At 60.4% G+C, this 23,492-nt stretch carries 26 protein-coding genes; 9 read left to right on the top strand and 17 right to left on the bottom strand.

Annotated elements, in window-relative coordinates; genetic code table 11:
• Positions 1-93: 93 nt before the first annotated feature.
• The 5 genes from H4Q31_RS10140 to H4Q31_RS10120 form a co-directional block, all read right to left on the bottom strand.
• Positions 94-1,419: a pyrimidine-nucleoside phosphorylase gene (locus H4Q31_RS10140; protein ID WP_185178961.1), complete on the bottom strand. Its 1,326-nt coding sequence runs from the start codon at positions 1,417-1,419 to the stop codon at positions 94-96.
• 57 nt (positions 1,420-1,476) lie between these two features.
• Positions 1,477-2,301, bottom strand: a complete 825-nt coding sequence (locus tag H4Q31_RS10135; protein ID WP_185178960.1) for a purine-nucleoside phosphorylase — start codon at positions 2,299-2,301, stop codon at positions 1,477-1,479.
• Between the two features lie 66 nt (positions 2,302-2,367).
• Positions 2,368-3,543 (bottom strand): phosphopentomutase, encoded by a 1,176-nt coding sequence (locus H4Q31_RS10130; RefSeq protein ID WP_185178959.1) that lies wholly within the window; start codon positions 3,541-3,543, stop codon positions 2,368-2,370.
• Positions 3,544-3,555: 12 nt separating this feature from the next.
• Positions 3,556-4,515 carry a tyrosine recombinase gene (locus H4Q31_RS10125; protein ID WP_245347245.1) on the bottom strand — a complete coding sequence of 320 codons (960 nt, stop codon included), beginning with the start codon at positions 4,513-4,515 and terminating at the stop codon, positions 3,556-3,558.
• Between the two features lie 11 nt (positions 4,516-4,526).
• Positions 4,527-4,763, bottom strand: coding sequence for a DUF4227 family protein (locus H4Q31_RS10120; RefSeq protein ID WP_185178958.1), 237 nt, complete (start codon positions 4,761-4,763; stop codon positions 4,527-4,529).
• Between the two features lie 149 nt (positions 4,764-4,912).
• Here H4Q31_RS10120 and H4Q31_RS10115 point away from each other — a divergent pair, with 149 nt between their 5' ends.
• Positions 4,913-5,389, top strand: coding sequence for a glutathione peroxidase (locus H4Q31_RS10115; RefSeq protein WP_185178957.1), 477 nt, complete (start codon positions 4,913-4,915; stop codon positions 5,387-5,389).
• An 82-nt stretch (positions 5,390-5,471) separates the two neighbouring features.
• Here H4Q31_RS10115 and fur read toward each other — a convergent pair whose 3' ends face one another.
• The 4 genes from fur to H4Q31_RS10095 all read right to left on the bottom strand — a co-directional run bounded on the left by fur (position 5,472) and on the right by H4Q31_RS10095 (position 8,659).
• Entirely contained in the window at positions 5,472-5,951 is a 480-nt protein-coding gene (gene fur / locus H4Q31_RS10110; RefSeq protein WP_185178956.1) for a ferric iron uptake transcriptional regulator, read from the bottom strand.
• A gap of 70 nt (positions 5,952-6,021) precedes the next feature.
• Positions 6,022-6,666, bottom strand: a complete 645-nt coding sequence (gene spoIIM, locus H4Q31_RS10105) for a stage II sporulation protein M (RefSeq protein WP_221626798.1) — start codon at positions 6,664-6,666, stop codon at positions 6,022-6,024.
• A gap of 83 nt (positions 6,667-6,749) precedes the next feature.
• Positions 6,750-8,075, bottom strand: a complete 1,326-nt coding sequence (locus H4Q31_RS10100; protein ID WP_245347244.1) for an endonuclease Q family protein — start codon at positions 8,073-8,075, stop codon at positions 6,750-6,752.
• A 2-nt stretch (positions 8,076-8,077) separates the two neighbouring features.
• Positions 8,078-8,659 carry an NUDIX domain-containing protein gene (locus tag H4Q31_RS10095; protein WP_245347243.1) on the bottom strand — a complete coding sequence of 194 codons (582 nt, stop codon included), beginning with the start codon at positions 8,657-8,659 and terminating at the stop codon, positions 8,078-8,080.
• Between the two features lie 119 nt (positions 8,660-8,778).
• On the opposite strand from H4Q31_RS10095, the gene mciZ reads away from it, so the two are divergent.
• Positions 8,779-8,934: a Z-ring formation inhibitor MciZ gene (mciZ, locus tag H4Q31_RS10090; RefSeq protein WP_376698235.1), complete on the top strand. Its 156-nt coding sequence runs from the start codon at positions 8,779-8,781 to the stop codon at positions 8,932-8,934.
• Between the two features lie 14 nt (positions 8,935-8,948).
• On the opposite strand, the gene H4Q31_RS10085 is transcribed toward mciZ, so the two are convergent.
• Together H4Q31_RS10085 and H4Q31_RS10080 are read right to left on the bottom strand one after the other, a co-directional pair.
• A complete protein-coding gene (locus H4Q31_RS10085; RefSeq protein WP_185178954.1) occupies positions 8,949-9,767 on the bottom strand; it encodes an anti-sigma factor in 819 nt (272 codons plus the stop codon).
• Complete coding sequence (locus H4Q31_RS10080; RefSeq protein WP_245347242.1) at positions 9,760-10,332, bottom strand: RNA polymerase sigma factor; 573 nt, start codon at positions 10,330-10,332, stop codon at positions 9,760-9,762. The genes H4Q31_RS10085 and H4Q31_RS10080 overlap by 8 nt, the downstream gene beginning before the upstream one ends.
• A gap of 247 nt (positions 10,333-10,579) precedes the next feature.
• On the opposite strand from H4Q31_RS10080, the gene H4Q31_RS10075 reads away from it, so the two are divergent.
• From H4Q31_RS10075 to H4Q31_RS10055, 5 genes are all read left to right on the top strand, one after another.
• A complete protein-coding gene (locus H4Q31_RS10075) occupies positions 10,580-11,734 on the top strand; it encodes a COG1470 family protein (RefSeq protein WP_185178952.1) in 1,155 nt (384 codons plus the stop codon).
• A gap of 3 nt (positions 11,735-11,737) precedes the next feature.
• The gene (locus H4Q31_RS10070) at positions 11,738-12,742 is read left to right on the top strand and encodes an ABC transporter ATP-binding protein (RefSeq protein WP_185178951.1); all 1,005 of its coding nucleotides are present in this window, start codon (positions 11,738-11,740) and stop codon (positions 12,740-12,742) included.
• Positions 12,726-13,736 (top strand): ABC transporter permease, encoded by a 1,011-nt coding sequence (locus tag H4Q31_RS10065; protein ID WP_311771710.1) that lies wholly within the window; start codon positions 12,726-12,728, stop codon positions 13,734-13,736. Before H4Q31_RS10070 ends, H4Q31_RS10065 begins: the two co-directional genes overlap by 17 nt.
• A gap of 137 nt (positions 13,737-13,873) precedes the next feature.
• The gene (locus H4Q31_RS10060) at positions 13,874-14,398 is read left to right on the top strand and encodes a PadR family transcriptional regulator (protein WP_185178950.1); all 525 of its coding nucleotides are present in this window, start codon (positions 13,874-13,876) and stop codon (positions 14,396-14,398) included.
• A 24-nt stretch (positions 14,399-14,422) separates the two neighbouring features.
• Positions 14,423-15,958, top strand: a complete 1,536-nt coding sequence (locus H4Q31_RS10055; RefSeq protein ID WP_185178949.1) for a DHA2 family efflux MFS transporter permease subunit — start codon at positions 14,423-14,425, stop codon at positions 15,956-15,958.
• Positions 15,959-16,047: 89 nt separating this feature from the next.
• On the opposite strand, the gene H4Q31_RS10050 is transcribed toward H4Q31_RS10055, so the two are convergent.
• Complete coding sequence (locus H4Q31_RS10050; protein WP_185178948.1) at positions 16,048-17,187, bottom strand: M20/M25/M40 family metallo-hydrolase; 1,140 nt, start codon at positions 17,185-17,187, stop codon at positions 16,048-16,050.
• Between the two features lie 62 nt (positions 17,188-17,249).
• On the opposite strand from H4Q31_RS10050, the gene prli42 reads away from it, so the two are divergent.
• Entirely contained in the window at positions 17,250-17,369 is a 120-nt protein-coding gene (gene prli42 / locus H4Q31_RS21975; protein WP_376698233.1) for a stressosome-associated protein Prli42, read from the top strand.
• Here prli42 and lipB read toward each other — a convergent pair.
• The 4 genes from lipB to H4Q31_RS10025 all read right to left on the bottom strand — a co-directional run bounded on the left by lipB (position 17,332) and on the right by H4Q31_RS10025 (position 21,969).
• Positions 17,332-18,036, bottom strand: coding sequence for a lipoyl(octanoyl) transferase LipB (gene lipB, locus H4Q31_RS10040; RefSeq protein ID WP_185178946.1), 705 nt, complete (start codon positions 18,034-18,036; stop codon positions 17,332-17,334). The two genes, prli42 and lipB, sit on opposite strands and share 38 nt — an antisense overlap.
• Positions 18,037-18,119: 83 nt before the next feature.
• Positions 18,120-19,250, bottom strand: coding sequence for a GerAB/ArcD/ProY family transporter (locus H4Q31_RS10035; RefSeq protein WP_185178945.1), 1,131 nt, complete (start codon positions 19,248-19,250; stop codon positions 18,120-18,122).
• The gene (locus H4Q31_RS10030) at positions 19,247-20,431 is read right to left on the bottom strand and encodes a Ger(x)C family spore germination protein (RefSeq protein WP_185178944.1); all 1,185 of its coding nucleotides are present in this window, start codon (positions 20,429-20,431) and stop codon (positions 19,247-19,249) included. The genes H4Q31_RS10035 and H4Q31_RS10030 overlap by 4 nt, the downstream gene beginning before the upstream one ends.
• 5 nt (positions 20,432-20,436) lie before the next feature.
• Complete coding sequence (locus H4Q31_RS10025) at positions 20,437-21,969, bottom strand: spore germination protein (protein ID WP_185178943.1); 1,533 nt, start codon at positions 21,967-21,969, stop codon at positions 20,437-20,439.
• An 87-nt stretch (positions 21,970-22,056) separates the two neighbouring features.
• Between H4Q31_RS10025 and H4Q31_RS10020 the strand changes: the two genes are divergently transcribed.
• Positions 22,057-22,245: a hypothetical protein gene (locus H4Q31_RS10020; protein ID WP_185178942.1), complete on the top strand. Its 189-nt coding sequence runs from the start codon at positions 22,057-22,059 to the stop codon at positions 22,243-22,245.
• A gap of 130 nt (positions 22,246-22,375) precedes the next feature.
• On the opposite strand, the gene H4Q31_RS10015 is transcribed toward H4Q31_RS10020, so the two are convergent.
• A partial coding sequence (locus H4Q31_RS10015; RefSeq protein ID WP_185178941.1) for a dihydrolipoamide acetyltransferase family protein occupies positions 22,376-23,492 on the bottom strand: 1,117 nt, incomplete at its 5' end.

Below are 23,492 nucleotides of genomic sequence, written 5' to 3'. Positions count from 1 at the left end.
GTCGATCTGATCGACTTCTTTGACTAGATTTATTTCTCGCCAGCAAAAAGAGCCGTTCCTCGTGGGAACGGCTCACGAATTAACTTTCCACCTTTACCGCCGCACGCCGTCCTTGCTGACGACGGCATGGATCAGCGGCGTCGCCTCCGGCGGCTCGCTCTCGATCGCGTAGGCGGCCAGCACTTGCTCGCGCGCGGATGCGGCCGTCTCGTCGTCGGCCCGCGCATGCAGAATGGCGAGCGTGTCGCCCTGGCCTACGCGATCGCCGCGCTTGGCGACGAGCTCAAGCCCGACTGCGAAGTCGATCTTGTCCTCCTTCGCGGCGCGCCCGGCGCCAAGCCGCATCGCCGCGACGCCGATCTCCTCGGCGTCGATGCCGTGCACATAGCCGTCGCGGCTAGAGACGACGCGCACCTGTGCCGCCGCTCGCGGCAGCAGCTCCGGCTGCTCCGCGACAGCCGGATCGCCGCCCTGCGCGGCGATTAACTGCGCGAGCTTGCGCAGCGCAGCGCCGGAAGCGATCGCCTGCTCCAGCATCGCGCGCGCGTCGGCTTCGCCGGCGGATTTGCCGCCGAGCACTAACATATGGCTGCCCAGCGCGAGGCACAGCTCGCGCAGATCGCTCGGCCCTTCGCCGCGCAGCACGTCGATCGCCTCCCGCACTTCCAGCGCGTTGCCAATATTGCGGCCAAGCGGCTGATCCATATCGGTGATGGCCGCAATCGTGTTGCGGCCGACCTCTGTGCCGATCGCGACCATCGCTTCCGCGAGCGCGATCGCATCCTCCGCCGTCTTCATGAACGCGCCGCTGCCGAACTTCACGTCGAGCAGAATGGCGTCCGCGCCGGCAGCGATCTTCTTGCTCATGACGGAGCTGGCGATCAGCGGGATTGAATCGACCGTGCCGGTGACGTCGCGCAGCGCATACAGCTTCTTGTCGGCAGGCGCGATATTGCCGCTCTGCCCGATAACCGCCGCGCCGATCTCATTCACCTGCGAGAAGAATTCCTCTCGGCTCAGCTCCGTGCGGAAGCCCGCGATCGACTCCAGCTTGTCGATCGTCCCGCCCGTGTGGCCGAGACCGCGGCCGCTCATCTTCGCGATCGGCACGCCGCAAGAGGCGACGAGCGGCGCGAGAATGAGCGTCGTCTTGTCGCCGACGCCGCCCGTGCTGTGCTTGTCAACCTTCACGCCGCGAATGCCGGACAAGTCGACGAGATCGCCTGACTCAGCCATCGCCATCGTCAGGCTCGCCGTCTCTCTCGCGGTCATGCCCGTGAAGCATACCGCCATCGCCCATGCAGCCGCCTGGTAATCCGGAATCGTCCCCTTGACGACTCCATCGACGAGGAAGCGGATCTCTGCATCCGTCATCTCCTCGCCGATTCTTTTCTTCCGAATCATGTCTACTGCCCGCATAGGGTTCTTCCTCCCGGACGCTAGTCCTTATCTATCTATTGTTGTCTGAACGTCCTCTTACAGCTTCGGCAGCAGCGCGAGCACCAGCGAGACGAACTCCGACTTGACGCGTTCGGTCGTCTCCATCACTTCTTCGTGCGAGAGCGGCTGGTCGAGAATACCGGCTGCCATGTTCGTGATGCAGGAGATGCCGACGACCTCCATGCCCGCATGGCGCGCCACGATCACTTCCGGCACCGTCGACATGCCAACGGCGTCGCCGCCGAGAACTCGCAGCATCCGAATCTCCGCCGGCGTCTCGTAGTTCGGTCCGAGCAGCCCGACATAGACGCCTTCCTGGAGCCCAATGCCAAGCTCGGCCGCCGTCTCCTTCGCGATCGCGCGCAGCCTGCGGGTATAAGCGTCCGACATGTCCGGGAAGCGGGCGCCGAGCGCATTGTCGTTCGGCCCGACGAGCGGATTGCGGCCGGACAGGTTAATATGGTCGGAGATGAGCATCAGATTGCCCGATGCGAAGTTCAAGTTAATGCCGCCGGCCGCGTTCGTCACGAGCAGCGACTTCGCGCCGAGGCGCTTCATGACGCGAACGGGCATCGCTGTCCTCTCCGGCTCATAGCCCTCATACATATGGAACCGTCCGCGCATTAGCACGATGACGCGTCCTTGCAGACGGCCGATCACCAGCTCGCCGGCATGGCCTTCCACCGTGGAGATTGGGAAATGAGGAATGTCCGCATAAGGAATCGTAACGCTCTCTTCCACCTCGTCGCCGATCACCCCGAGTCCCGATCCCAGAATAAGGCCGATCTCCGGCGTTAAGGCCGTCTTGGTCTCGATATAGGCTGCTGCTTCTTCAATCATTTGCTGCGTCAAATTAGCCATCTTGTCTCTCTCCTTCAAAGGAGCTGTCGCTCCCTGTTCTAACGTATACGTATCCATTGCTCCGATCTACCGCAGTTCCTGCAAGAAGCTCTTGCCGTTGCCCGTTCCCTTCACGCCGAAATTGTCGGCGATTGTCGCCGCCAGGTCCGCGTACGTCTCCCGTACGCCGAGCGAACCGCTGCCCGAGAACGACGGGCTGTAGGCGAGAATCGGCACATACTCCCGCGTGTGATCGGTTCCCGCATGAACGGGATCGTTGCCGTGGTCTGCGGTGATGATCAGCAGGTCGTCCGGTCCGAGCCGCTCCAGCAGCGCCGGCACCGCGTAATCGAACTCTTCTAGCGCCCCGGCATAGCCGAGAGGATCGCGGCGATGGCCGAACAACGAATCGAAGTCGACGAGATTGGTGAACAGCAGCCCTTCGAACGAACCGCCAAGCTCCTCGACCGTCACTTCAATTCCGTGCGCATTGCTCTTCGTCGGAATTGCGCGGGTAACCCCTTGTCCGTTGAAAATATCGTTGATCTTGCCGACCGCAACGACCTCTCGGCCGCTCTCCTTCAGCGCGTTCAACACCGTCGGCTCCGGCGGATTAAGCGCGTAGTCATGCCTGTTCGGCGTCCGCTTGAAGTCCCCCGGCTTGCCGACATATGGACGCGCGATGACCCGCCCGACAGCGAATTCGTCCTTGAGCGTCAATTCGCGCGCAATCCGGCAAGCCTCGTATAGCTCTTCCAGCGAAATGATCTCTTCGTGCGCGGCAATCTGGAACACGCTGTCTGCGGACGTATAGACGATCCAAGCGCCGGTGCGCATCTGCTCTTCCCCTAGCTCATCCAAGATCTCCGTACCTGAAGCCGGCTTGTTGCCGATAACGGCGCGTCCCGTTCTCGCTTCGAATTCAGCGATGAGCTCCTTCGGGAAGCCGTCCGGGAAGGTGCGGAACGGCGTCATCACCTTCAGCCCCATCAATTCCCAATGGCCGGTCATCGTATCCTTGCCGGCCGATACCTCCGCCATTTTGCCGAAGTAGGCCCTGAGTTCCTTCTCTTCTTCCCAAGCGCCCAGCTTCGCGATGTTGCCTAAACCGAGCTTGCGCATATTCGGCAATTGCATGTCCGGCTTCGAAGCCAGAATATGCCCAAGCGTATGCGCGCCAATGTCGCCGTATCGTTCGGCGTCCGGCAGCTCCCCGATGCCGACGCTGTCCAGTACGATGACGGTAATCCGTCGAAATGCCATGCTGGTGTCCTCCTAATGGTCTCTGCCCGATCTGGGATGAGCGCGTTCGTATACTTCCTTTAAGCGAGCTTTAACGGCAGGCTGATAGAACTGCGTCGAAGCGGACACCGCGTGCCCCATCATCTCCTGGACCGAATGCAAATCCGCGCCGCGGGCCAGCAGATGGGAGGCGAACGATATCCGCAGCGTATGCGGCGTGATCTCCGCGTCCACTCCCGCTTCCGCCGCAATCTGCTTCAGCCGCTTCCAGAAGCCTTGGCGGGTCATGCGGCTGCCGAGATGATTGAGGAACAACGCACTCTGCGGCTTGTCCTGCCGCAATAGCTTGGGCCTTGCTTCCCGCACATATTTTAACATCCACTCCGCACAGACGGAACTAATCGGCACCATCCGCTCTTTGCCGCCAGGCCCTGTGCAGACGAGCAAGCCGAGCTCGACCCGAACATGGCTGGTATCTAGCGCCAGCAGCTCCGACACGCGAACGCCCGACGCATAGAGCGTCTCCAGCATCGTCCGATCGCGAATGCCTGCGGGCGTATCCGCCGAAGCCGACTCCAACAGCTTCACGGCCTCATCCTCCGAGAGAACGCGCGGAGGCTGCCGTGCGTTGCGGGGCGCCTCAATAGACATCGCCGGGTTGACGGCGACGAGCCCTTGATCAGCCAAGTAACGGAAGAACGTTCGAATGCTGACCGCCCTTCGCTGCACGGTCGCATTGGAGCGCGCCTTGCCTCGGAGCTGAGCCATATACGCTGACAGATGATGCGGCCTCACTTCGCTTAGTTCTGAGATCCCCATCTGCTGCAGACAGCGGATCAGGTCGGCCAGATCGCGACGGTAGCCATCCATCGTATTCGGTGCCAGCCGCTTGCGCGATCCCAGCTGTTCCAAGTATGCAGTTAGAATCTGTTCCATATCGTCCGCCTGTTCTTCTGCTAAGATTCGTATTGTATTCTCCGTCCGATGCGACAAATCCTGCCCTTCTATTCGCCAAGCCAGAGGAAGAGCTTAAGCCGATCCCCCCAATCGATTACGCCGCCGGTCTCGCCTTCTGATTGGAATACCTTCTCCGCGCTGCCTTCCGGCACTTTGTACGGATCGAAAGGCTGTATCCAGCTCTGCATCCAGCTGAATCCGTGATGCACCATCACCGTCAATACGAGGAATAGAAGCGTGAACTGCAGCCTGTCCAGCCACTTGCCGCCGCCGGATGGTCTCATGGCCTGTCCTCCGTTCGAACATCGTCTTAGTACACCTTATGTGGACATCAGACCGTTCATGCAACGGCGGCCAGCGCCTAGCCCTTGACACGCATCCGTTATATTATACGATTGGGAAAAGGTAGCAGAGCGGCTAAGGAGTGATGAACATGAGCATCTACGAGATTGAAGTCACCGATATTCGCGGCAACACGACGAATCTGTCCGCCTACCGCGGCAAGCCGATGCTGATCGTTAATACCGCAACTCTCTGCGGGTTCGCGCCGCAATTCAATGGGCTTCAGCAGCTTCATGAGCGGTATGCCGGCGAAGGCCTTGCGGTGCTCGGCTTCCCCAGCAATCAATTCGCGAACCAAGAGCCTGCAGACAACGAAGAGATCTTGCAAGCGTGCGAATTGAACCACGGCGTCACCTTCCCGCTCTTCGCCAAGATCGACGTCAAGGGACGGGACGCCCATCCCCTGTTTAAGCATCTGACGAAGGAAGCGCCCGGCTTCCTCGGCACGAAGCGCATCAAATGGAACTTCACGAAGTTCCTGATCGACCGCAGCGGGCGCGTCGTCAGACGGTTCTCTCCGACCGTCGTTCCAGAGCGAATCGAACCGTGGATTCGCAAGCTATTATAATTTAGAGTCTCCCGAATATGGATTAAGGGATGCCGCAGCAGCTCTAGCGAGCTTCCACGGCATCCCTCTTCCATTCGGAATTCTATTCAGCGTTCTCTCCGGAGCTTCTCGCCGCTTCCGCGGCTTTGGCGTTGCACTTGGCGCACACGCCCTGGAAGTCCAGCCTATGATCGACTACGGTGAATCCGTACTCCCGCGCAAGCCTCTCCTCGAGCGGAATGAGCCAATCTTCCATGATCTCCGACATGGAACCGCAATGAACGCATATCAGATGATGATGATGGTGTTTGTTGTTGTCCTGCCGCAGATCGTACCGAGCGACGCCGTCGCCGAAATTCAGCTTCTCGACAATGTGCATCTCGCTCAGCAGCTCCAGCGTCCGATAGACGGTCGCTAAGCCAATCTCCGGCGCGATATCCTTCACGAGCATAAAGACGTCTTCGGCGCTAAGATGATCCTCTTCGTTCTCCAAGAGCACCCGTACCGTCGCTTCCCGCTGCGGAGTCAATTTGTAGCCCTGGGATTGCAATTGCTGTTTGATTTTCTCGATTCGGGCTTCCATCTGCTTCCCCCTCCGACCGTTCGGCGCACTTGCTACCATTATAGGGGGATGCCGTTTCGGAAGTCAAACCTTACGTGAACAAGGCTGATAGAGCGGCCGCCGCTTGAGGGGCGAATCGCTCCAGCAGATAAGGCGCCGCATACGCTTCATATAGCGCCGCGCAGAGGAGGATGGCCAGCATCGCGAGAGCTACGGCGGAATGCGCCAGGAACGGCGGCAGCAGTCTGCCCTTGCGGCGGAACAGGCGCTCCCGGACAATATAGTAGGCGAACCGCGCGCCTGATGCGCTGGCAATGGTCAGAGCCGGAATCACGATCGCGTTCTGAGGCGCAATCGCCGCAATGGACAGCCCGACGCCTCGCCAAGCCAGCTCTCGAATGATGAGGCCGACCGTGAAGCCGAGCAGCACGCCTTTGAGAAAATCCAGTGCAAGCATTAGAGGCAATCCGATGACGGATATACCGAGCAGCCAGATGAGCCCGATCCACTTCGCGTACAGCAGGAACCGGTCCCAGAACGCTGCTCCCGCATTCAAGCTCGAAGGCTCCGCGAACGTCGTCCAATACGCCTTCAGCTCGTCCGCCAGCTCCTGCTGCTGATCAAGCGTCAGCGCATTCACGAGCAGAAAGCCGAAGACAGCTCCGGAGAGCAGCAGCACTCCAATGAACAGGTACAGATTCAAATTGCTGCGAGTCGACAGATTCCACGGTCTCATGTTCACGGCGACGCTGCCCCCTTGTCCGCATAGGTTGTCCGGTGCCTATAAATATGCTGGACAAGCCGCCGTTATGCGCCGCTCTACTGATCGCCTCTAATTCTGCCGTAAGTCCCCCCGCTGCCGGACTCCAGTTCCAGCTTGCCTTCCCGCGCAGCCAAGATCTGCTTGGCCAGCTTCTCGCCCGCGACCGCGGCGATCGCCTCAATCGGCAGCCGATGCAGAATATCCATCTCTGTGCCGAGTCCGGCCAGCAGTCGATCAAGCAGCTTCGGCCCGACGCCGGGGAAGAACTTCAGCGGCACCTGCTGCCGATACGGCGGACGCTTGGGCGGATGCTTGGGCGGATGAGACTGTTGCGGTGAATGAGGCGGATTCGCCGATGGCGGCAATTGCGCCGATGGCGATACTACCGAGACATCGCCTTCGCCCGCTCCGCGGTCGGCGAGCTGCTCGATCCGTCCGGCGACGCCTCGAACGAGCCGCTGGCTGCCGCAACGCGGACAGACCGCCTCCGTATCCGCTTCCTCGCCCACCGCCTGCTTGCAGGAAGCGCAGTACGTCGTATGGTATTTGCCCAGCTTCGGATGAAGGCCGATGTTCGCGGCGATTCCCCGCCCGTCTCGGCCTTCGAGCGCGAGAACCCATTCCTCGAACGTAGGCTCGGCCATCACCAGCTCGTTGCACTCCCGGCCGATCATCCCGGTCGAGTGGGCGTCCGAGTTGGTCAGGAACGGATATCGGTCCAGCTGCGACAGCCGCGAAGCCATCGCTGTATCGGCGCTTAAGCCGAGCTCCACGGCCGCGATGCCTTCAAGCTCAAGCCTGTCGGACAACCGGTCGGCAGAGCAGCCGAGCAAGCCGCGGTGCGGGGTGAAGATATGCGCAGGCACAAGCTTGCCGCCCCGCGCCAGCAGCTCCGTCTGCACCTCGCGCGCCGTCGTCCGCAGACGCTGGGAGCTTAAGTTGACGTTCTTCATGCGCGGCGCCATCCACGCCGTCCAGCCCTGCATCGCCTCGAACGTCGGCAGATAGGCGAGCAGATGGTACGGCCCGCCGCCCGGCTCCATCACTTCAAGCTCGCAGCCGAGCAGAATGACCGTGTCCCGGTAACGAATGCCTCCGCCTTCCGCTTCCTCCATCTCGCCGGAATCGAGGCAATCCTGAATATCCCGCTGCACGGCAGGGGAGTGGCAATCGATGACGCCGACGAGCCCGACGCCCTTGCGTTCGGACGCCTCATGTGCGATCGAACGGAACGTCAGGCTGCGGCTGGCGCTGATCTTGACCGGCTCATCCCGAGAGGTACGGCCAATGTGCACGTGAAGATCGGCGAAGATCGAGCGAAGCGGCTGTCCCGCAGATGGATTCGGAGCTATATCCGCAGCTGTCCCTCTCTCCATAGCCATCCTCAGAACTGCCCCGTCCGCACGAACTGCTTCCACATGTAGACGGCCAGCACCGTTTTCGCATCGAAAATCTTGCCTTCCTCCATGAAGCGCTCCGCCTGCTCCAGCGTGATCGCTTCGCAAGTCAGGAACTCATCCTCATCCAGATGGACTTCGGTCGGCTCGAGGTCGTCCGCGGCATACAGATGGATGACCTCTTCCGCGAAGCCCGGCGATGTCGAGAACGACCGCAGATGGCGGATGGAGCGAGCCTTGTAGCCTGTCTCCTCCTCCAATTCGCGCAGCGCCGCTTCCTGCGGATCCTCGCCGGGCTCCAGCTTGCCCGCCGGAATCTCCACCTGCATCCGTTCGAGCGGCTTGCGGTATTGCTCAACGACGAGCAGCCGGCCTTCCAGCAGCGCCAGCACCGCGACTGCTCCCGGATGGCGCACGATCTCCCGCGTCGACGTCCCGCCGTTCGGCAGGCGAACCGTATCGACCTGCACCGATATGACACGGCCTTGGAAGATCTGCTTCGTCTCCAGCGTCGGCTCGTTCATTGGGAACGGCGCAGCCGGTCGTCCGCCTTGGCAATTATCGCTCATATGATCTCATCTCTCCTGTCATGATTTAACCCAATCTCTCATAAGTAACGATATAGGCTTGTCCAGCCGATTGCAACAGCCGAGGGCTGACAGCCGCTCATCGACAGGAGGCAGACCTAATGTTGAAAAGCTACATAACGCCAGACCGAATCCAATGGGTCGGCAAAGCATGGGAAATTCGCTATGCCCTTCGCCAAGCGCAGCGTCAGAAGGGCGGGGAAGCGCGGCTCGCCGACCTGCTGCCTCCCGCCATGCCGGCTCCGCCGAGAAAGTAGTCCCCGGCCCAACCTCACTTATTCTGCATATTCTGCATATCCCGCAACTCACGCAGCAGCAGCAAGGCAGCCGTGCGCGGCGATGTCGGATGGTCGCTGCCGCCCTTCGGTTCAATCGTCAGCTCGAGCGAGTCCCACAGCTCGGGCTGTACGTCCGCGGCGTATAGGTGCGCTTGCCCCTGATGGAATTGGAGCAGGCCGAGGTTCGCGTCGCGGTCGCCATAGGATGCCCACGCTTGAACGTCGCGCTGTTCGGACGGCAGCATGCCTTCCAATAGCAGGAACACTTCATGCGTTCGGACATTGATCCATACCGTCTGCTTCGTCGGCGCCGACAGTCCCCCCTCCAACGGCCCCTCGCCGCCATGCGACATTGAATAGACGACCGTATCCGGCCGGCTCATGATCTCGGCGCCTTGCGGCTCGTGCAGCTCGGCATACCGCTTAGGCGCAAGCGCCGCGTCGCTCTCCTGATTGACGTTGCCGTTGAGCAAGCCAATGAATGTGAATAGCGCCAGCGCGCAGCCGGCGATCGCGATTCCTCCCGGCCGCCTCATCGCAGATATGGCGGCGCGCGCGGTTCTGCGGTAGAAGCTTTGCTTGCTCGCTTCCCGGCGAAGTCTCTCCTTGCGGCGGTGCGACAAACCGCCGCCGCTGACTTCCGCATATTCCGGCGCCGTCCCAAGCAGTTCAGCCCACTGCTTGCTCGTCTCGGAGCAGGCAGAACATGTCTCGCGGTGGCGCAGCAGCGAATCCGCCTCAAGCGGATGAAGCCGCCCGAGCAGCAGGTCGATCCACCTCTCCTCGGCAACTCCGCAAGTGCGGTTAACCACGGCTGTCCCCTCCTTCCGCTTCCGCCCAGCCCAACCTCTCAAGCGATTTTCTCAAATGATGGAGCCCATATCTAATCCGCGACTTGACGGTGCCAAGCGGCACCTGCCATTCCTCCGCCAGCTCGCGCTGGCTGCGGGAGGAGTAATACGCTTCCGCCAGCGTCCGCCGGTGAAGCCCCGGCAAGTCCCGCAGCGCCTGTCGCACAGCCTCCACTTCCAGCTTGTCGAGAGCCGCTTCCTCCGTCCGAACCGGCGCTTGGACCCGCTCGCCTTCGCTTGGCTCCGCCGCTTCCTGCAGCACAATGCGGCTCCGCTTGCGCAGGCGGTCCAGGCAGCGGCTGCGCAGCTGCACCGCCAGCCAAGCCTCGACCGTTCCGCGCGAACGGTCGTAGCGCTCCGGATGGCGAATAACCGCCAGCAGCACATCGTGGATGGCGTCCTCGGCTTCCATCCGGTCGCCGAGCAGCTGGCATGCGATCGGCAGCAGCCATGGCACGGCCTGCTCATACAGCCGGTCGAACGCTTCCGCCGAGCCCTCCTCGATTTCTTTTACCCATCTTGCCATGTCCTCGTTGTGGTTTCTCGCCATCGCATTCATGACGTTCCTCCGCCTAAGAAGATTAGGTCTCACTACTCTATTCATAGCAGATAGTCAGCCGGTGCGAAACGTTCCGAGCTCCTTTTTTAAGTTCCGTTAAGGTTTCTTTAAGCTATTTTTTATCTCAAAATCGGCGGTTCGGTTAAATCCATTCGCTCCTCTCCCTCGTAGTCCATATGAATCAAACCTACTACCTCGGGAGGGGTCAATCGTCATGTTCAAGTCATCTCGAAAGATCATTGCAGCTGTAGCCGCGGCGGCGCTCTTCAGCCTGACGGCATTGGCGTCGACATCGTCTGCAGCCACGGGCGTCAAGCTGTATACGCCTTACATGAGCCTGTCCGCCGCGCCTGGCGAAGACCTGTCGTACTCGATCGATCTGATCAACGACACCGACAGCGTTCAGACCGCCGATCTTAGCTACAGCGGACTGAGCTCCGACTGGAAGCCGGAGCTGACCGCGGGCGGGCATCCGATCAAGCAGCTCTCCGTGAAGCCGAACGACTCGCAGATAGTCAACCTGTCGGTGCAGGTTCCGTACGAAGTGGCCAAAGGCGATTACGCGCTGAACGTGAACGCCGGCTCCTTCGGCTCGCTCGCGCTGAAGATTAACATTGCCGAACAGGGCACGTTCAAGACCGAGCTGACGGCGGAGCAGCCGAACATGCAAGGCCACAGCGACTCGAAGTTCACGTACAATCTGACGCTGAGCAACCATACCGCTGGCAAGCAGCAGTATTCGCTGGCGGCGGAAGTGCCTACGGGATGGGACGCGACATTCTCCTCCGGCGGCACTAACGTGACGGCCGTCGACATCGATCCGAACGGCTCCAGCTCCATTACGCTGACGGTAACCCCTGCGGAGAACGCCAAGGCCGATACGTACCAAATTCCGGTCCATGCCTCCAACAGCAGCACGTCGGCCGATGCCACGATGGAAGCGGTCATTACGGGAACGTACGGCATCAGCCTGACGACAAGCGATCAGCGGCTCAGCACGAACGTGACGGCTGGCGGTACGAAGAATCTGGAGCTGGTCGTTCAGAATACCGGCAGCGCCGATCTGACCAACGTCAGCTTGACGGCTACGACGCCGACCGATTGGGAAGTGACGTACGAGCCGAAGACGATCGCCTCGATCAAGGCGGGGCAGTCCGTTCCGGTCACGGCGACGATCAAGTCGACCAGCAAGGCGCTGTCCGGCGACTATGTCGTCGGCATGACAGCCCAGGCTTCGGAGAAGTCGGCTGACGCCGCCATCCGCGTGACGGTCAAATCTTCGGTGCTGTGGGGCTGGATCGGGGTGCTGATCATCGTCGCGGTGCTGGCAGGCGTCTACGGTCTGTTCCGCAAATACGGGAGGCGGTAACCGATGGAGCAAGCGGTTATCGAACTGAAGCGGCTGACCAAGCAATACGGGGAGTTCACCGCCGTAGCTGGTCTTAACCTGGCGATCCGGCCCGGGGAGATCTTCGGTCTGCTCGGCCCGAACGGCGCCGGCAAGACAACCACGATTCTGATGATGCTCGGGCTCACGGAGCCGACATCCGGCACGGCCGAGGTGTGCGGCATCGACGCGACGCGCAATCCAATGCAGGTGAAGCGGCGCGTCGGCTATATGCCGGACGACGTCGGCTTCTACGAGGACCGGTCGGGACTCGACAATCTGGTGTATACCGCCAGGCTCAACGGCATTCCGGCGAAGGATGCGCGGGAGCGCGCGGCCGAATTGCTGGAGAGGGTCGGACTTGCAGACGCGGCGGGGAAGAAGACAGGCGCCTATTCGCGCGGCATGCGGCAGCGGCTCGGGCTCGCGGACGTGCTCATCAAGCGTCCCGAGGTCATCATTCTTGACGAGCCGACGCTCGGCATCGACCCGGAAGGGGTGCGCGAGCTGCTCGCGCTCATCCGCGATCTAAGCCGCAACGAAGGCTTGACGGTGCTGCTGTCGTCGCACCATCTGCATCAGGTGCAGCAGATCTGCGACCGCGTCGGCTTGTTCGTCGGCGGCAAGCTGATTGCCTGCGGGGATCTCGATACGCTGTCACGCGAGCTGGACGGCGGTCCGTCGCATGCCGTCGAGCTCGACGTGACGGGCTGGAACGCCGAGCTGGCGAGCAGCCTGGCAGCTCTGCCCGAGGTGAACTCCGTAGAGGCGGCCGATTCCGATGCGCTCGTCGGCGGCGGCGCTGGCGCGAAGGGCCGCGGCATCGTCACCGTTCGCGTCACGAGCACCTCCGACGTCACGCCGCTTCTGGCTGCTCGCGTGATCGAACAAGGCGCTTCGCTCGTCGGCCTGAGGCCGCTCCGGTACGGGCTCGACGACATCTACCACCGTTATTTTGAAGGAGGCGATTCCGGTGAACGCGTTCATTGAGAAGCTTCGTCTGCGGATGCCGAGACCGGAAGCAAGCCGCGCGGAACGGTCCAGTTCGCCGTTCTGGGTCATGGTCCAGAAGGAATTCGGCGATCATATTCGCAGCTGGCGGTTCATCATCCTGCTGGCGATCGTGACGCTAGCCTGCATCGGCTCCATCTATACAGCAGTGACTGCGATCAAGGAAGGCCAGGCGGGCGACACGTCGTTCCTGTTCCTGCAGATGTTCACCATCAGCAACGGAGCGCTGCCGAACTTCCTGACATTCCTCTCGTTCCTGGCGCCGCTTATCGGGATCGCTATCGGCTTCGACGGCGTCAACTCCGAGCGGAACAAAGGCACGCTCAGCCGCGTCATGTCGCAGCCCGTCTACCGCGACGACTTCCTCAACGCCAAGTTCGTCGCCGGCCTGCTGCTCATCGCCGTCGTCGTGTTCTCGCTCGGCTTCCTCGTCATGGGCGTCGGCTTGTTCACGATCGGCTACCCGCCGACGCCGGAGGAATTCTGGCGCGTCATCGCCTCCCTGCTCATTACCGTCATCTACGTGGGGCTGTGGCTGAACTTGTCGCTGCTGTTCTCGGTCCGCTTCCGCCAAGCGGCGACTTCGGCGCTGAGCGGAATCGCGATCTGGATCTTCTTCCTCGTGTTCTACGGGATGATCGTCAACCTCGTCGGAAGCGCGACGATGCCGAGCAATCCGATGAACACCGACGCGATCCTGCGCCAGCAAGACTGGATGATGCTGCTCGAACGAATCTCCCCCGCTTATCTGTTCCAGGAAGCCGCATCGACGCTGCTGCTTCCCGATACGCGGACGCTGAATCCGTTCATCACGCAGGACCAAGCTTACTTGGCGATCGACGCGCCGTTGTCGTTCGGCCAGAGCCTGCTGCTCGTCTGGCCGCAGGTCGTCGCCATCATCGCCGAGACGGTGCTTTCGTTCGCCGCCTCCTATGTGGCATTCATGCGTCAGGAGATCCGCTCGCGGTCGTAGCATTCGTATCCTGATCGCACACATCACATTCCCGGTCCGTAGAGGCCGGGATTTTTTTGATCCTATATATTGACTCGATATATATCACACTGATATATTAACCTAAAGATCATTACAGTTGCTTCCAGGAGGAACCTATGAACAGTCAGGATGTCATCTTAGGCTTGCTGCTTAACCGTCCGCGATCCGGCTATGAGATCAAATCGGCGTTCGAGGCGCCGCTCGCCTATTTCTTCGACGCCAGCTTCGGTACGATCTATCCGACGCTCGCCAAGCTGGAGAAGCTCGGCTACATCGAGAAGGAGAACGTCGTTCAGGACAATCGTCCGAACAAGAACGTCTACTCGATCACGGATTCGGGGCGCGAACGCTTCATGGCGTACATGAATTCTCCGCTTGATGTAGAGACGTACCGCTCCGACTTCATGGTGCGGCTGTTCTTCGGCGAGCATCAGAGCCGCGAGAAGCTGATCGAGTGGATTCGCAGAGGAATTGAGCAAGCCAAGCGGGAAGTTAGCAAGCTTCGCGAGGAACGGAAGCGATGGGACGCTGGGATGTCGCCAAGCCAGCGAATATGCGCGGACCTCGGCGTTGAGCTGAACGAGAGCAAGATTCGCGTGTTAGAAGAAGGGCTGCGGCAATTCGAAGAGCAGCTGCAGTAGACAAGGAAGGAGCGGAGAGAATCTATGGCAAAGGCAGCGCAACGTACGGGTCTGATCATTCTGGCGATGGCGCTGGGGCTGTTAATGGCGTCGCTGGACAACACGATCGTGTCCGCCTGCATCAACAAGGTCATTCAAGACATCGGCGGCTTCGAGAGCTTCAACTGGGTATTTACCGCTTATATGCTCGCCGCGACGAGCACGATGCTCATCTTCGGCAAGCTGTCCGATCTGTTCGGTCGCAAAAGGTTTTACCTGATCGGCATCGGCCTGTTCCTCGTCGGATCGGCGCTGTGCGGCATGGCTGAGAATATCCAGCAATTGATCCTCTTCCGGGTCATTCAAGGGATCGGGTCCGGATCTGTGTTCCCGATCTCGTTCTCGATTATTTTCACCCTATTCGCCGATCCGAAGCATGCCGCCAAGCTGTCCGGCGTCATGGGCGCGGTGTTCGGGCTCTCTTCCGTCGCAGGCCCGCAGCTCGGCACGCTCATCTCCGATCACTTAAGCTGGCGCTGGTGCTTCTATGTGAACTTGCCGATCGGCATCGCCTCGATGCTCGTGCTGCTGTTCGCCTTGAAAGAATCGCGCTCAGACGGCAAGCCGTCCATTGACTTCGCCGGCGCGGCGCTGCTGATCGTCTCCACCGTCTCGCTCATGCTGGCGCTGGAGCTCGGCGGCAAAGATTACGGCTGGGGCTCCTGGCAAATCATCGGCCTGTTCATCCTGGCCGCGGCCGGTACAGCCGCCTTTCTCTTCGTTGAAGCCCGCGCGAGGGAGCCGATGCTGCCGCTGCCGATCTTCCGCGACCGGCTCGTGCTCGGCACCAGCTTCCTCTGCTTCTGCCAAGGCGTCATCATGTTCTCGGCCATTACGTATTTGCCGATCTACTCCGTAGCCGTTCTCGGCCGCGCCAATTCCAACGGCCTGCTCACGCCCATGATGGCCTCCTTGATCTGCGGAGCAATTCTGGCAGGCTTCCTGTCCACGTACATCCGGCTGCGCACGCTTATGTTCGCCAACATGGCGCTCGGCATTGCCGCCGCTTGGCTCCTCTACTCCATGACGCCAACGATGTCCTACGGCAATGTCGTCGCGATCATGATTCTGCTCGGTCTCGGCGTCGTCGGCCCGCTCATGAGCATGGCGCAGAGCGCGGTGGCGATGAGCGTGCCGGAGAAGTATATCGGCATCTCCTCCTCCGTCGTCGGCTTCTGGCGCAACATCGGCGGCATTATGGGCGCGTCGATCATGGCTGTCATCGTGAATCGCCATCTGCGGGATTCCGTTGCGGAAGCCGGCGCCAAGTTCCGCATTCCGCCTGACCAGCTCAAGCAGCTCGCCGACCCGGAGAACGTCATCCGCTCCTCCAATCAGATGTCTCCCGATCTGCTCGCTTATATGCGCGAAGTGATCGGTTCCGCCATCAATGACGGCTTTATATTAGCCTTCTGCGTCATGATCGCCGGCGCCATCATCGCGCTTACGGTTGGCCGCGCCAAGCTGCAGGCGAGGCAGCAACAATCCGAGCCTCCGGCTGCCGTATCCGAAGGCGCATAGAAAGAAGGGGTCCTCCAGGTGAGAACCCCTTTTGCATTGCCAGAACCCCGCAAGGGCTTACGGACGTTACTCCTTCGCTTGCCGCCAGCTCAGGCCAGCTTTAGCGTCTGGCCGATAATGGCCAGCACAACCTCGCTCAGCGTGACCAGATGCTCCGCCTTGATGCGCTCCTGCGTCGTGTGGATCTCCTCGTAGCCGACCGCCAGATTGACCGTCGGCACGCCGTGGCCGCCCAACACATTCGCGTCGCTGCCCCCGCCGGTGTGGAACGGGCGCGGCGTCAGGCCGAGGCTGGCGAGCGCGTCCTTCGCGATCCGAACGACTTCGTCGCTCTCGTCGAAGCAGAAGGACGGGTACGCGATGTAGCTGTCGAAGTCTGCTTGCGGCGCGCCGCAATCCCGCGCCGCCGTCTCGACCGCCTCACGCATGGCGGTCAGCTGCCGATCCAGCTTCTCCATGTTCAGGCTGCGCGCTTCCGCCAAGATCGAGACGGCATCGACGACGATGTTCGTCTGCTCGCCGCCGCCGTGAATGTTGCCGATGTTCGCGGTGGTCTCGTGATCGATGCGGCCGAGCGGCATGAGCGAGATCGCCTTCGCGGCGACTTGAATGGCGCTGACGCCCTTCTCCGGGGCGACGCCCGCATGCGCGGACTTGCCGCGGAAGGTGATCTTGATCTTCGCTTGGGACGGCGCGGCGATCGCGATGTCGCCCATCTCGCCGCTCGAATCGAGCGCGAAGCCGTACTTCGCCCGCAGACGGCTCGCATCCATCGCGCGGGAGCCGATCAGTCCCGATTCCTCACCGACCGTGATCACGAACTGAATCGGCCCATGCGGCACGTTCTCCTCGCGAATGACCCGCAACGCTTCGAACATGGCGGCGAGGCCGGCCTTGTCGTCGCTGCCGAGAATCGTCGTACCGTCGCTGCGGATATAGCCGTCTTCGCCAAGCTGCGGCTTGATTCCCTTGCCCGGCGTAACGGTATCCATATGAGAAGTGAACAGAATCGGCAGCACGTCTTCATGCCCTTCCGACGCCGGGAGCCAAGCGAATAGATTGCCGGCTCCATGACCTGTTTTCACAGCGGCATCGTCCTCCGTCACTTCCAATCCGAGCGCTTCGAACTTCTGGCGGAGAACGGGGCTGATCGCTTGCTCACACATCGTCTCGCTGTCTATCTTCACCAATTCCATGAACTCGTCGATTACACGCTGCTTCTGCGCCATTCGATTTCTCTCCTTCGTCCAAATGCGTTACAATAGAATCGCAGTCTGTCCATCTTCAATTTATGTACAAAGGAATGAATGATACGATGAACAACCGTCTTTTCAAGATTGTGGTCTATATCATGCTGTTCGCCTTGCTGGCGACTACCGCGCTTGCCTCGATCGGATCTCTGATTGAGTAGCCGTCTTCTCATAGCCGAACACCCGAACGAAGTGCGGCAGCAGCCGATCGGCGATCTCTTCGACGCTCTGGTCGCTGCCGGTCAGCTTCTCCAGCGAGGTCACGCCGTATTCGGTAATGCCGCAAGGAATGATGCCTCGAAAACCTTCCTGCTCGACGTTCCGCTTCACGTTCAGCGCAAAGCCGTGGCTCGTCACGAAGCCTTTGCGCGTACGCGCCCGATTGAACTTCACGCCGATGGCGGCGATCTTCTCGTCGTCTACCCATACGCCTGTATATTCGGGTTTGCGCCCGCCCACAATGCCGAATTCAGCCAGCAGGCTGATAATCGCTTCTTCCAACGAACGCAAATAAGCGTGCAGATCCAATCCTTCCGCCGCAAGATAAATCAGCGGATAGCCGACTAGCTGGCCTGGACCGTGATACGTAATGTCGCCCCCCCGGTCGATCTGGAACACTTGAATCCCCCGCCGCCGAAGCTCCTCCGGTCCATAGAGCAAATGCTCCGGGTGGCGGTCCGTCCCGATTGTATATGTAGGCGGGTGCTCCAGCAGCAGAAGCGAATCCGGACGCTCCTCACGATCGATCTCCTGCACCAGTTGCTTCTGGAGCTCCCACGCTTCGCCGTAATCCACCCGTGACATGTACGCTGTCTCCAATAGGCGCATCGCTAGCTCCCCCTCTCCGAATGTACGCTTCCTCATATTGCCTTCTTATTGTAGCTTATCACACGCGGGACCCGCAAACCTCCTCAACCCTCCTCCGGGTAAGGCGCAGCCCGTTCAGTTCGCTTCTGCAGAAGAAGACGCAGAAGGAGCATGAGCAGCGGAAGCCCGGCCGCGACTGGAAGCGCTATCCACGGCCAGATGTTCTCCAGGAAGCGAATCGCCCGGAAGTGGTCCTCGACGATCCAATAACCGAATGCTCCGAGCGCGATCGCAGAGGGAAGGATGGCGGCTTTATCGCTCTTCAGATGGAACAGCCGGGTACTGCAAGCCGATACTGCATAGAGCGTGAACATGATCTCGAACAGAACCGGCACCGAATAGAGAGCGATCATAATCATCTCATAGCGCTGAAGGAAGGTACCGACGTGCGCGTTGCGCGCCAGCTTCATGCACGAGACCGTGTACTGGCTGCTCACCTCCGCCGACAACACAGCAGGCTCCAAGATCGACCAGATCATAATCGCGACACCTCCCGCTGCGATGCCAGCCGCTCCGAATCGCCCGCCGCGCACGAGGCCGTCTTGGGCATGCGGAAGCACCAGCGCCGCCATCATCGCCGCCAGCGCCCAATCCGCGTCGAAGTGGACGCTGGCGAACAGCGCATTCGGCAAGCCATGCTCCAATACAGGCAGCATATTTAGAATGTCAAATTCATCGATCGACCCGATGACGATAAGCAGATTAAGCAAGAAGATAAACAAGATGCCCAGAAGCGCTAATCGCCCCATCACTTCCAAGCCGTAATAGCAGCCGATCGCGCCGACGGCCAAGCCGGAGACAATAAAGATGGCCAGCGGTACCTCGGGTAGGAAATAATCCTTCAAATGATACACGAACGTGATCATGATCGGACCGAATCCCGCCAGGAAGAATCCGACGAGGATCAGCGCCGTGAGATGCCCGAACCAGCGGCCCAGCAGGGCGTCGCCAAGCGAAGGCAAGTCGGTAATCCGGCGGCCGGGAAGGCGGCGCATAGCCCAATGGAGGACATAGATGATGAGCAGACCTTGCAGCGTCCCGAGCAGCGTCGCGATCCACATGTCCTGTCCGATGAGACGCGATATCGTTCCTTGAGTAACGCCAATTGCTTTGGCGTAGATCATATTCACGATCATCGCCATGAACATGCCGTTCGATAGTCGGATTCTATTCAATGGATATCCCTTCTCGACGTTCGCAGCGCCGTGCTCTTGATCGTTGTCTTGACCTCGACCTTCATCTCCGCTTCCGAGAACGCATCGGTCCAGCGGCCCCGCAGCCGGCTCCATTCGATCGGATAGCGGTTGCGCAGCCGATCGCCCAGCTTCAAAATATCGGTGCGATAGTCCTTCTGAGCCTTCTTCAGGACCGCAACGATCTTCGCCCGCAGCGCGTCCGACAATTCGCCTTCCAGCTCCCGCCGGTACGCCGCAAGCGAGATGCCGCAGCCATTCTCCACGATGTCCGCTTCAGTCGAGAGCCGGATTCGGAACTCTGGTTCCTTGTCACGGACGGATGGATATACGCTTAAGCGCGCTTGCTTGAATTCGAGCGTCGCCATGCTGCCGTTATTCGGACAAGAGACCGGCTCGACGCCGCTAAGGTAATCATGCACGAAGAACAGCAATCCGCGCGTCTCTTCCGGAGAGAGCCAGCCGACCATGCGGTCCTCCCGGAATGCGGCTGCCCCTGTCAGTTCAACCTGCTTAAGCGAGCCGTGCTCCTCCGGCTTCTTGTTAGAGATGCCTCGCGGCATAAGCTGCAGCTTCGCGATGACCGGCTGGGCAGATGAGCTTAAGAATTGCTCCTCCAGATTCATCATGTTGCTGCCGACCGCTAATCCCGTCACCATGTTGTAGCGGAACAGCCGATCCACCGCTTCGCCCGGCACGACTTCAATGCCGGTAATGGTCGAGATCAGCTCGTCCGGCGAATCCGGGGTGACCGCCACCCATGTGTTCATTCTCAGCTCGCGGTTGCGGGTGAAGAAGTCCACCATGTCCCCGATGCCTCTTCTAGCGTAATTCTCGTGCATGACGATGAGGAAATTGTGAGCCCAATAGACGCGCCTGGAAGTGAACCGCCCCAAGTTGCGAATCGCATCGAAGATGCTGTCGCCTTCAGCGCTGACCGAATAGATCGGCTCGCCAGTGCCGCCGGACGGCGCGCCGGTCTGCCCGCGCACATCCGCAGGCCGCATAATCTGCGCGGACAGCTTCACGCTGCCGGGCTTCTCGCCGACATCGAGCCCTACCGCCGACACGATGGCAAGCTCGTTGATTTGCCGCAGACCCATACACGAGGAAGTCGTCGCCGCCAGCAGCGACAACATGATGAACAGAGCGAAGTTGCGCATGATCCTTATCCTTTCTCCGTTGGCGTCGGCGGCTTCGGCCGCTGACGTCCGCCGATGCGGTCTTCGTCTTGAGCGAAGTTCGGCCGTCCATCCAGCATCCACATCGGCATCCGCAGCACCATGTCGCGCTGGTCGCGGGCGCGGAACGGACTGGCTGGCGCCAGATAGGATTCGCCGAATGACCGGATCGAGAGCGCGTGCAGCATCAAAGCGAAGAATACCGTGGCGAAGCCGAGAAGCCCGAGCGTGCCGGAAGCGATCAGCAGCGGGAACCGGATGATTCGAATCGCGAGCGAGGAAGAATAGCTCGGAATCGCGAACGAAGAGATGCCGGTGATCGCTACGATAATGACCATGAAAGGCGACACGATGCCGGCTTGAACGGCCGCTTGCCCGATGATGAGCGAGCCGACGATGCTAACCGCTTGCCCAATCGGCTTCGGCATCCGAATCCCCGCTTCCCGCATCAGCTCGAACGCCAATTCCATCAGCAGCGCTTCGAGCAGAACGGGGAAGGGTACGACTTCCCGTCCGGAGGCAATCGTTAACGCGAGAGAGGTCGGAATCATCTCGTGGTGGAACGAGATGAGCATGACATAGATCGAAGGCAGCACCAAGCTGATGATAAGGGCAACATAACGTACGATGCGGTAGAACGTCCCGACCCAGTAATGGTTGTAATAATCGTCAGACGCCTGAATGTACTGCCAGAAGAACGTCGGAACCAGAAGTACGGACGGCGTGTTGTCGATGAAGATCGCCACCCGCCCCTCCAGAAGCGCAGAGGCGACCTTGTCGGGCCGTTCCGTGTTCTGCACCGTGTTCAACGGGGATAACGGCTCGTCCTCGATCAACTCTTCGATATAGCTGCTCTCGAGTACCGCATCGATCCGGATGCGGCCGATCCGCCGCTTCACCTCTTCGACGAGCCCCTCCTTCACGAGGTCCTCAATATAAGCGATGTTGACGTCCGTCTTCGACCGCTCGCCGACGACCATCTCGTCGAACCGAAGCCGAGGGTCCCGCAGGCGCCGGCGGACATGCGCCGTATTGGTGCGAATGCTCTCGGTGAATCCGTCGCGCGGCCCCCGGACGTTATTCTCAGCGACCGGCTCCTCAATGCTTCGGTCCTCCCAGCCTCTGGAGACGACAACGATCGCTTCGCCTACCCCTTCGATCATAACGAGCGTATCGCCGGTCAAGACGCTCGTGATCGCTTCTTCCGCTTTGGAGCAGGACTTGGCAGACGCATTCGAGAGCAACCCCGTCACGATGTCGTCGGCCGTCTCCGGTCCTTCCTTCTCCCGATGCGACTCCCGATATTGCACGACTAACGCCCGAAGAATCAGCTCCACGACTTTCGAATCGGCCAGCCCCGCGACGTAATAGAGCAAGCCGGAGACAGCCGTGTCGCCGCCAAGCGCGAACTTGCGCTTCTTCAAGTCCGCGCTGGAGCCCAATATAGCGTCAACGAGAGCCTCATTGTCCTTCAAGCTTGGCTGGAAGGCTTCCAGCAACAGTTCCCGGATAGCCGGCATGGCGTCTCCCCCTCTCTTCGTATAGACCGGCAAGCAGCGGATACTCTATCTATCTGTCAGGGTATCAAAGCGAACGGAGGCGGCAGCGTGATTTTCTATCATTCCTGGCTGTATAGATCCATTCTCAACACCGAGTGGTTCATGTGGACGATGGTCTACCTCGTACTCGGGGGCAATCTGCTCGCGCCGATCGTCGCCTGGTTCTATGCGGTCATGAGACGACGGAGGAAGACCAAGCGGGAGACTCATGCGCGAATGCCCCATCGCACGTCCTAGTGTCCCGCTGCGATTCCAATTTTATCCGCGGCTGCCGTTCGTTCGCCGAATCGGCCGAAAGACAAAAAAACCGCACGGCGCAAGACGCCGGACGGGGGTTCTGACAGGGCAGCTAGTATCCTCTTAGGAATCAATAAACCTTCGTATCGAGATTGTAGCTCTCCAAATTCTCCTTGACGCGCTGCAGGAATCGCCCGCAGATGACGCCGTCGAGAATGCGGTGGTCGAGCGACAAGCAAATGTTGACCATCGAACGGACGCCGATCATGTCGTTGATGACGACCGGCTTCTTCACGATTGACTCGAATGTCATGATTGCCGCCTGCGGATAATTGATAATCGGCTGCGACAGGATGGAACCGAACGCACCTGTGTTATTCACGGTGAACGTGCCGCCCTGCAAGTCGTTCAGCTTGATCTTGCCTTCGCGCGTGCGGGTTGCCAGATCGTGAATCTCATGAGCGAGGCCGGCGATGTTCTTCTGGTCCGCGTTGCGGATGACCGGCGTGATGACGGACTCCTCCGTGCCGACGGCGAGCGAGAGATTGATATCGCGCTTCACGATGATCTTATCGGTCGCCCAGACGGAGTTCATGATCGGGTAATCCTTGATGGCATTCACGGTAGCCTTGCATAGGAACGGCATATAGGTCAGGTTGATGCCTTCCTGCTTCATGAATTCGTCCTTCAGCTTGTTGCGCAGCAGAACAAGATTCGTCACGTCGACCTCGATCATCATCCAGCCATGCGGAATCTCCGTGGAGCTGAGGCGCATCTTCGAAGCGATCGTGTTGCGCACAGGCGTCACGTCGATGAAGTATTCGCCGCGTCCCGGCAATTCATGGCCTTCCGACTCGACAGTCGGAATCCGCGGCGTCTCGGACAGGTGCAAGCCGCTCGTGCGAACGGGCACCTTCGGGTCCATCGGCGCTTTGACCGGCTCTTGCGCCTGTGCCTGTGCCGCTGCCGGCGCGATCGCAGCAGCGAAGCCTGCGGTTCCGGCTTGCGCCGCGGCCAGCACGTCCTTGCGGGTGATGCGGCCGCCCATGCCGGTGCCCTGCACGCGGCTTAGGTCGATGCTGTGCTCGTCGGCGAGCTTCTGCACCGCCGGCGAATGGCGATGGCGCATCGGCGCGTTCGGATCGAACGCGGCCGGCATGATCGGGGCTGCCGGCGCGCGGCCGGCAGCGGCTGCGGACGAAGCCGCGCTTGCGGCTGCGTAGCCGCCCTCCGCTGCAGCGGAGGCA

The sequence above is a fragment of the Cohnella lubricantis genome (assembly GCF_014212015.1).
In the GTDB taxonomy this organism is placed as follows: Bacteria; Bacillota; Bacilli; order Paenibacillales; family Paenibacillaceae; genus Cohnella; species Cohnella lubricantis.
This window is presented reverse-complemented; position numbering and strand designations above follow the sequence as displayed.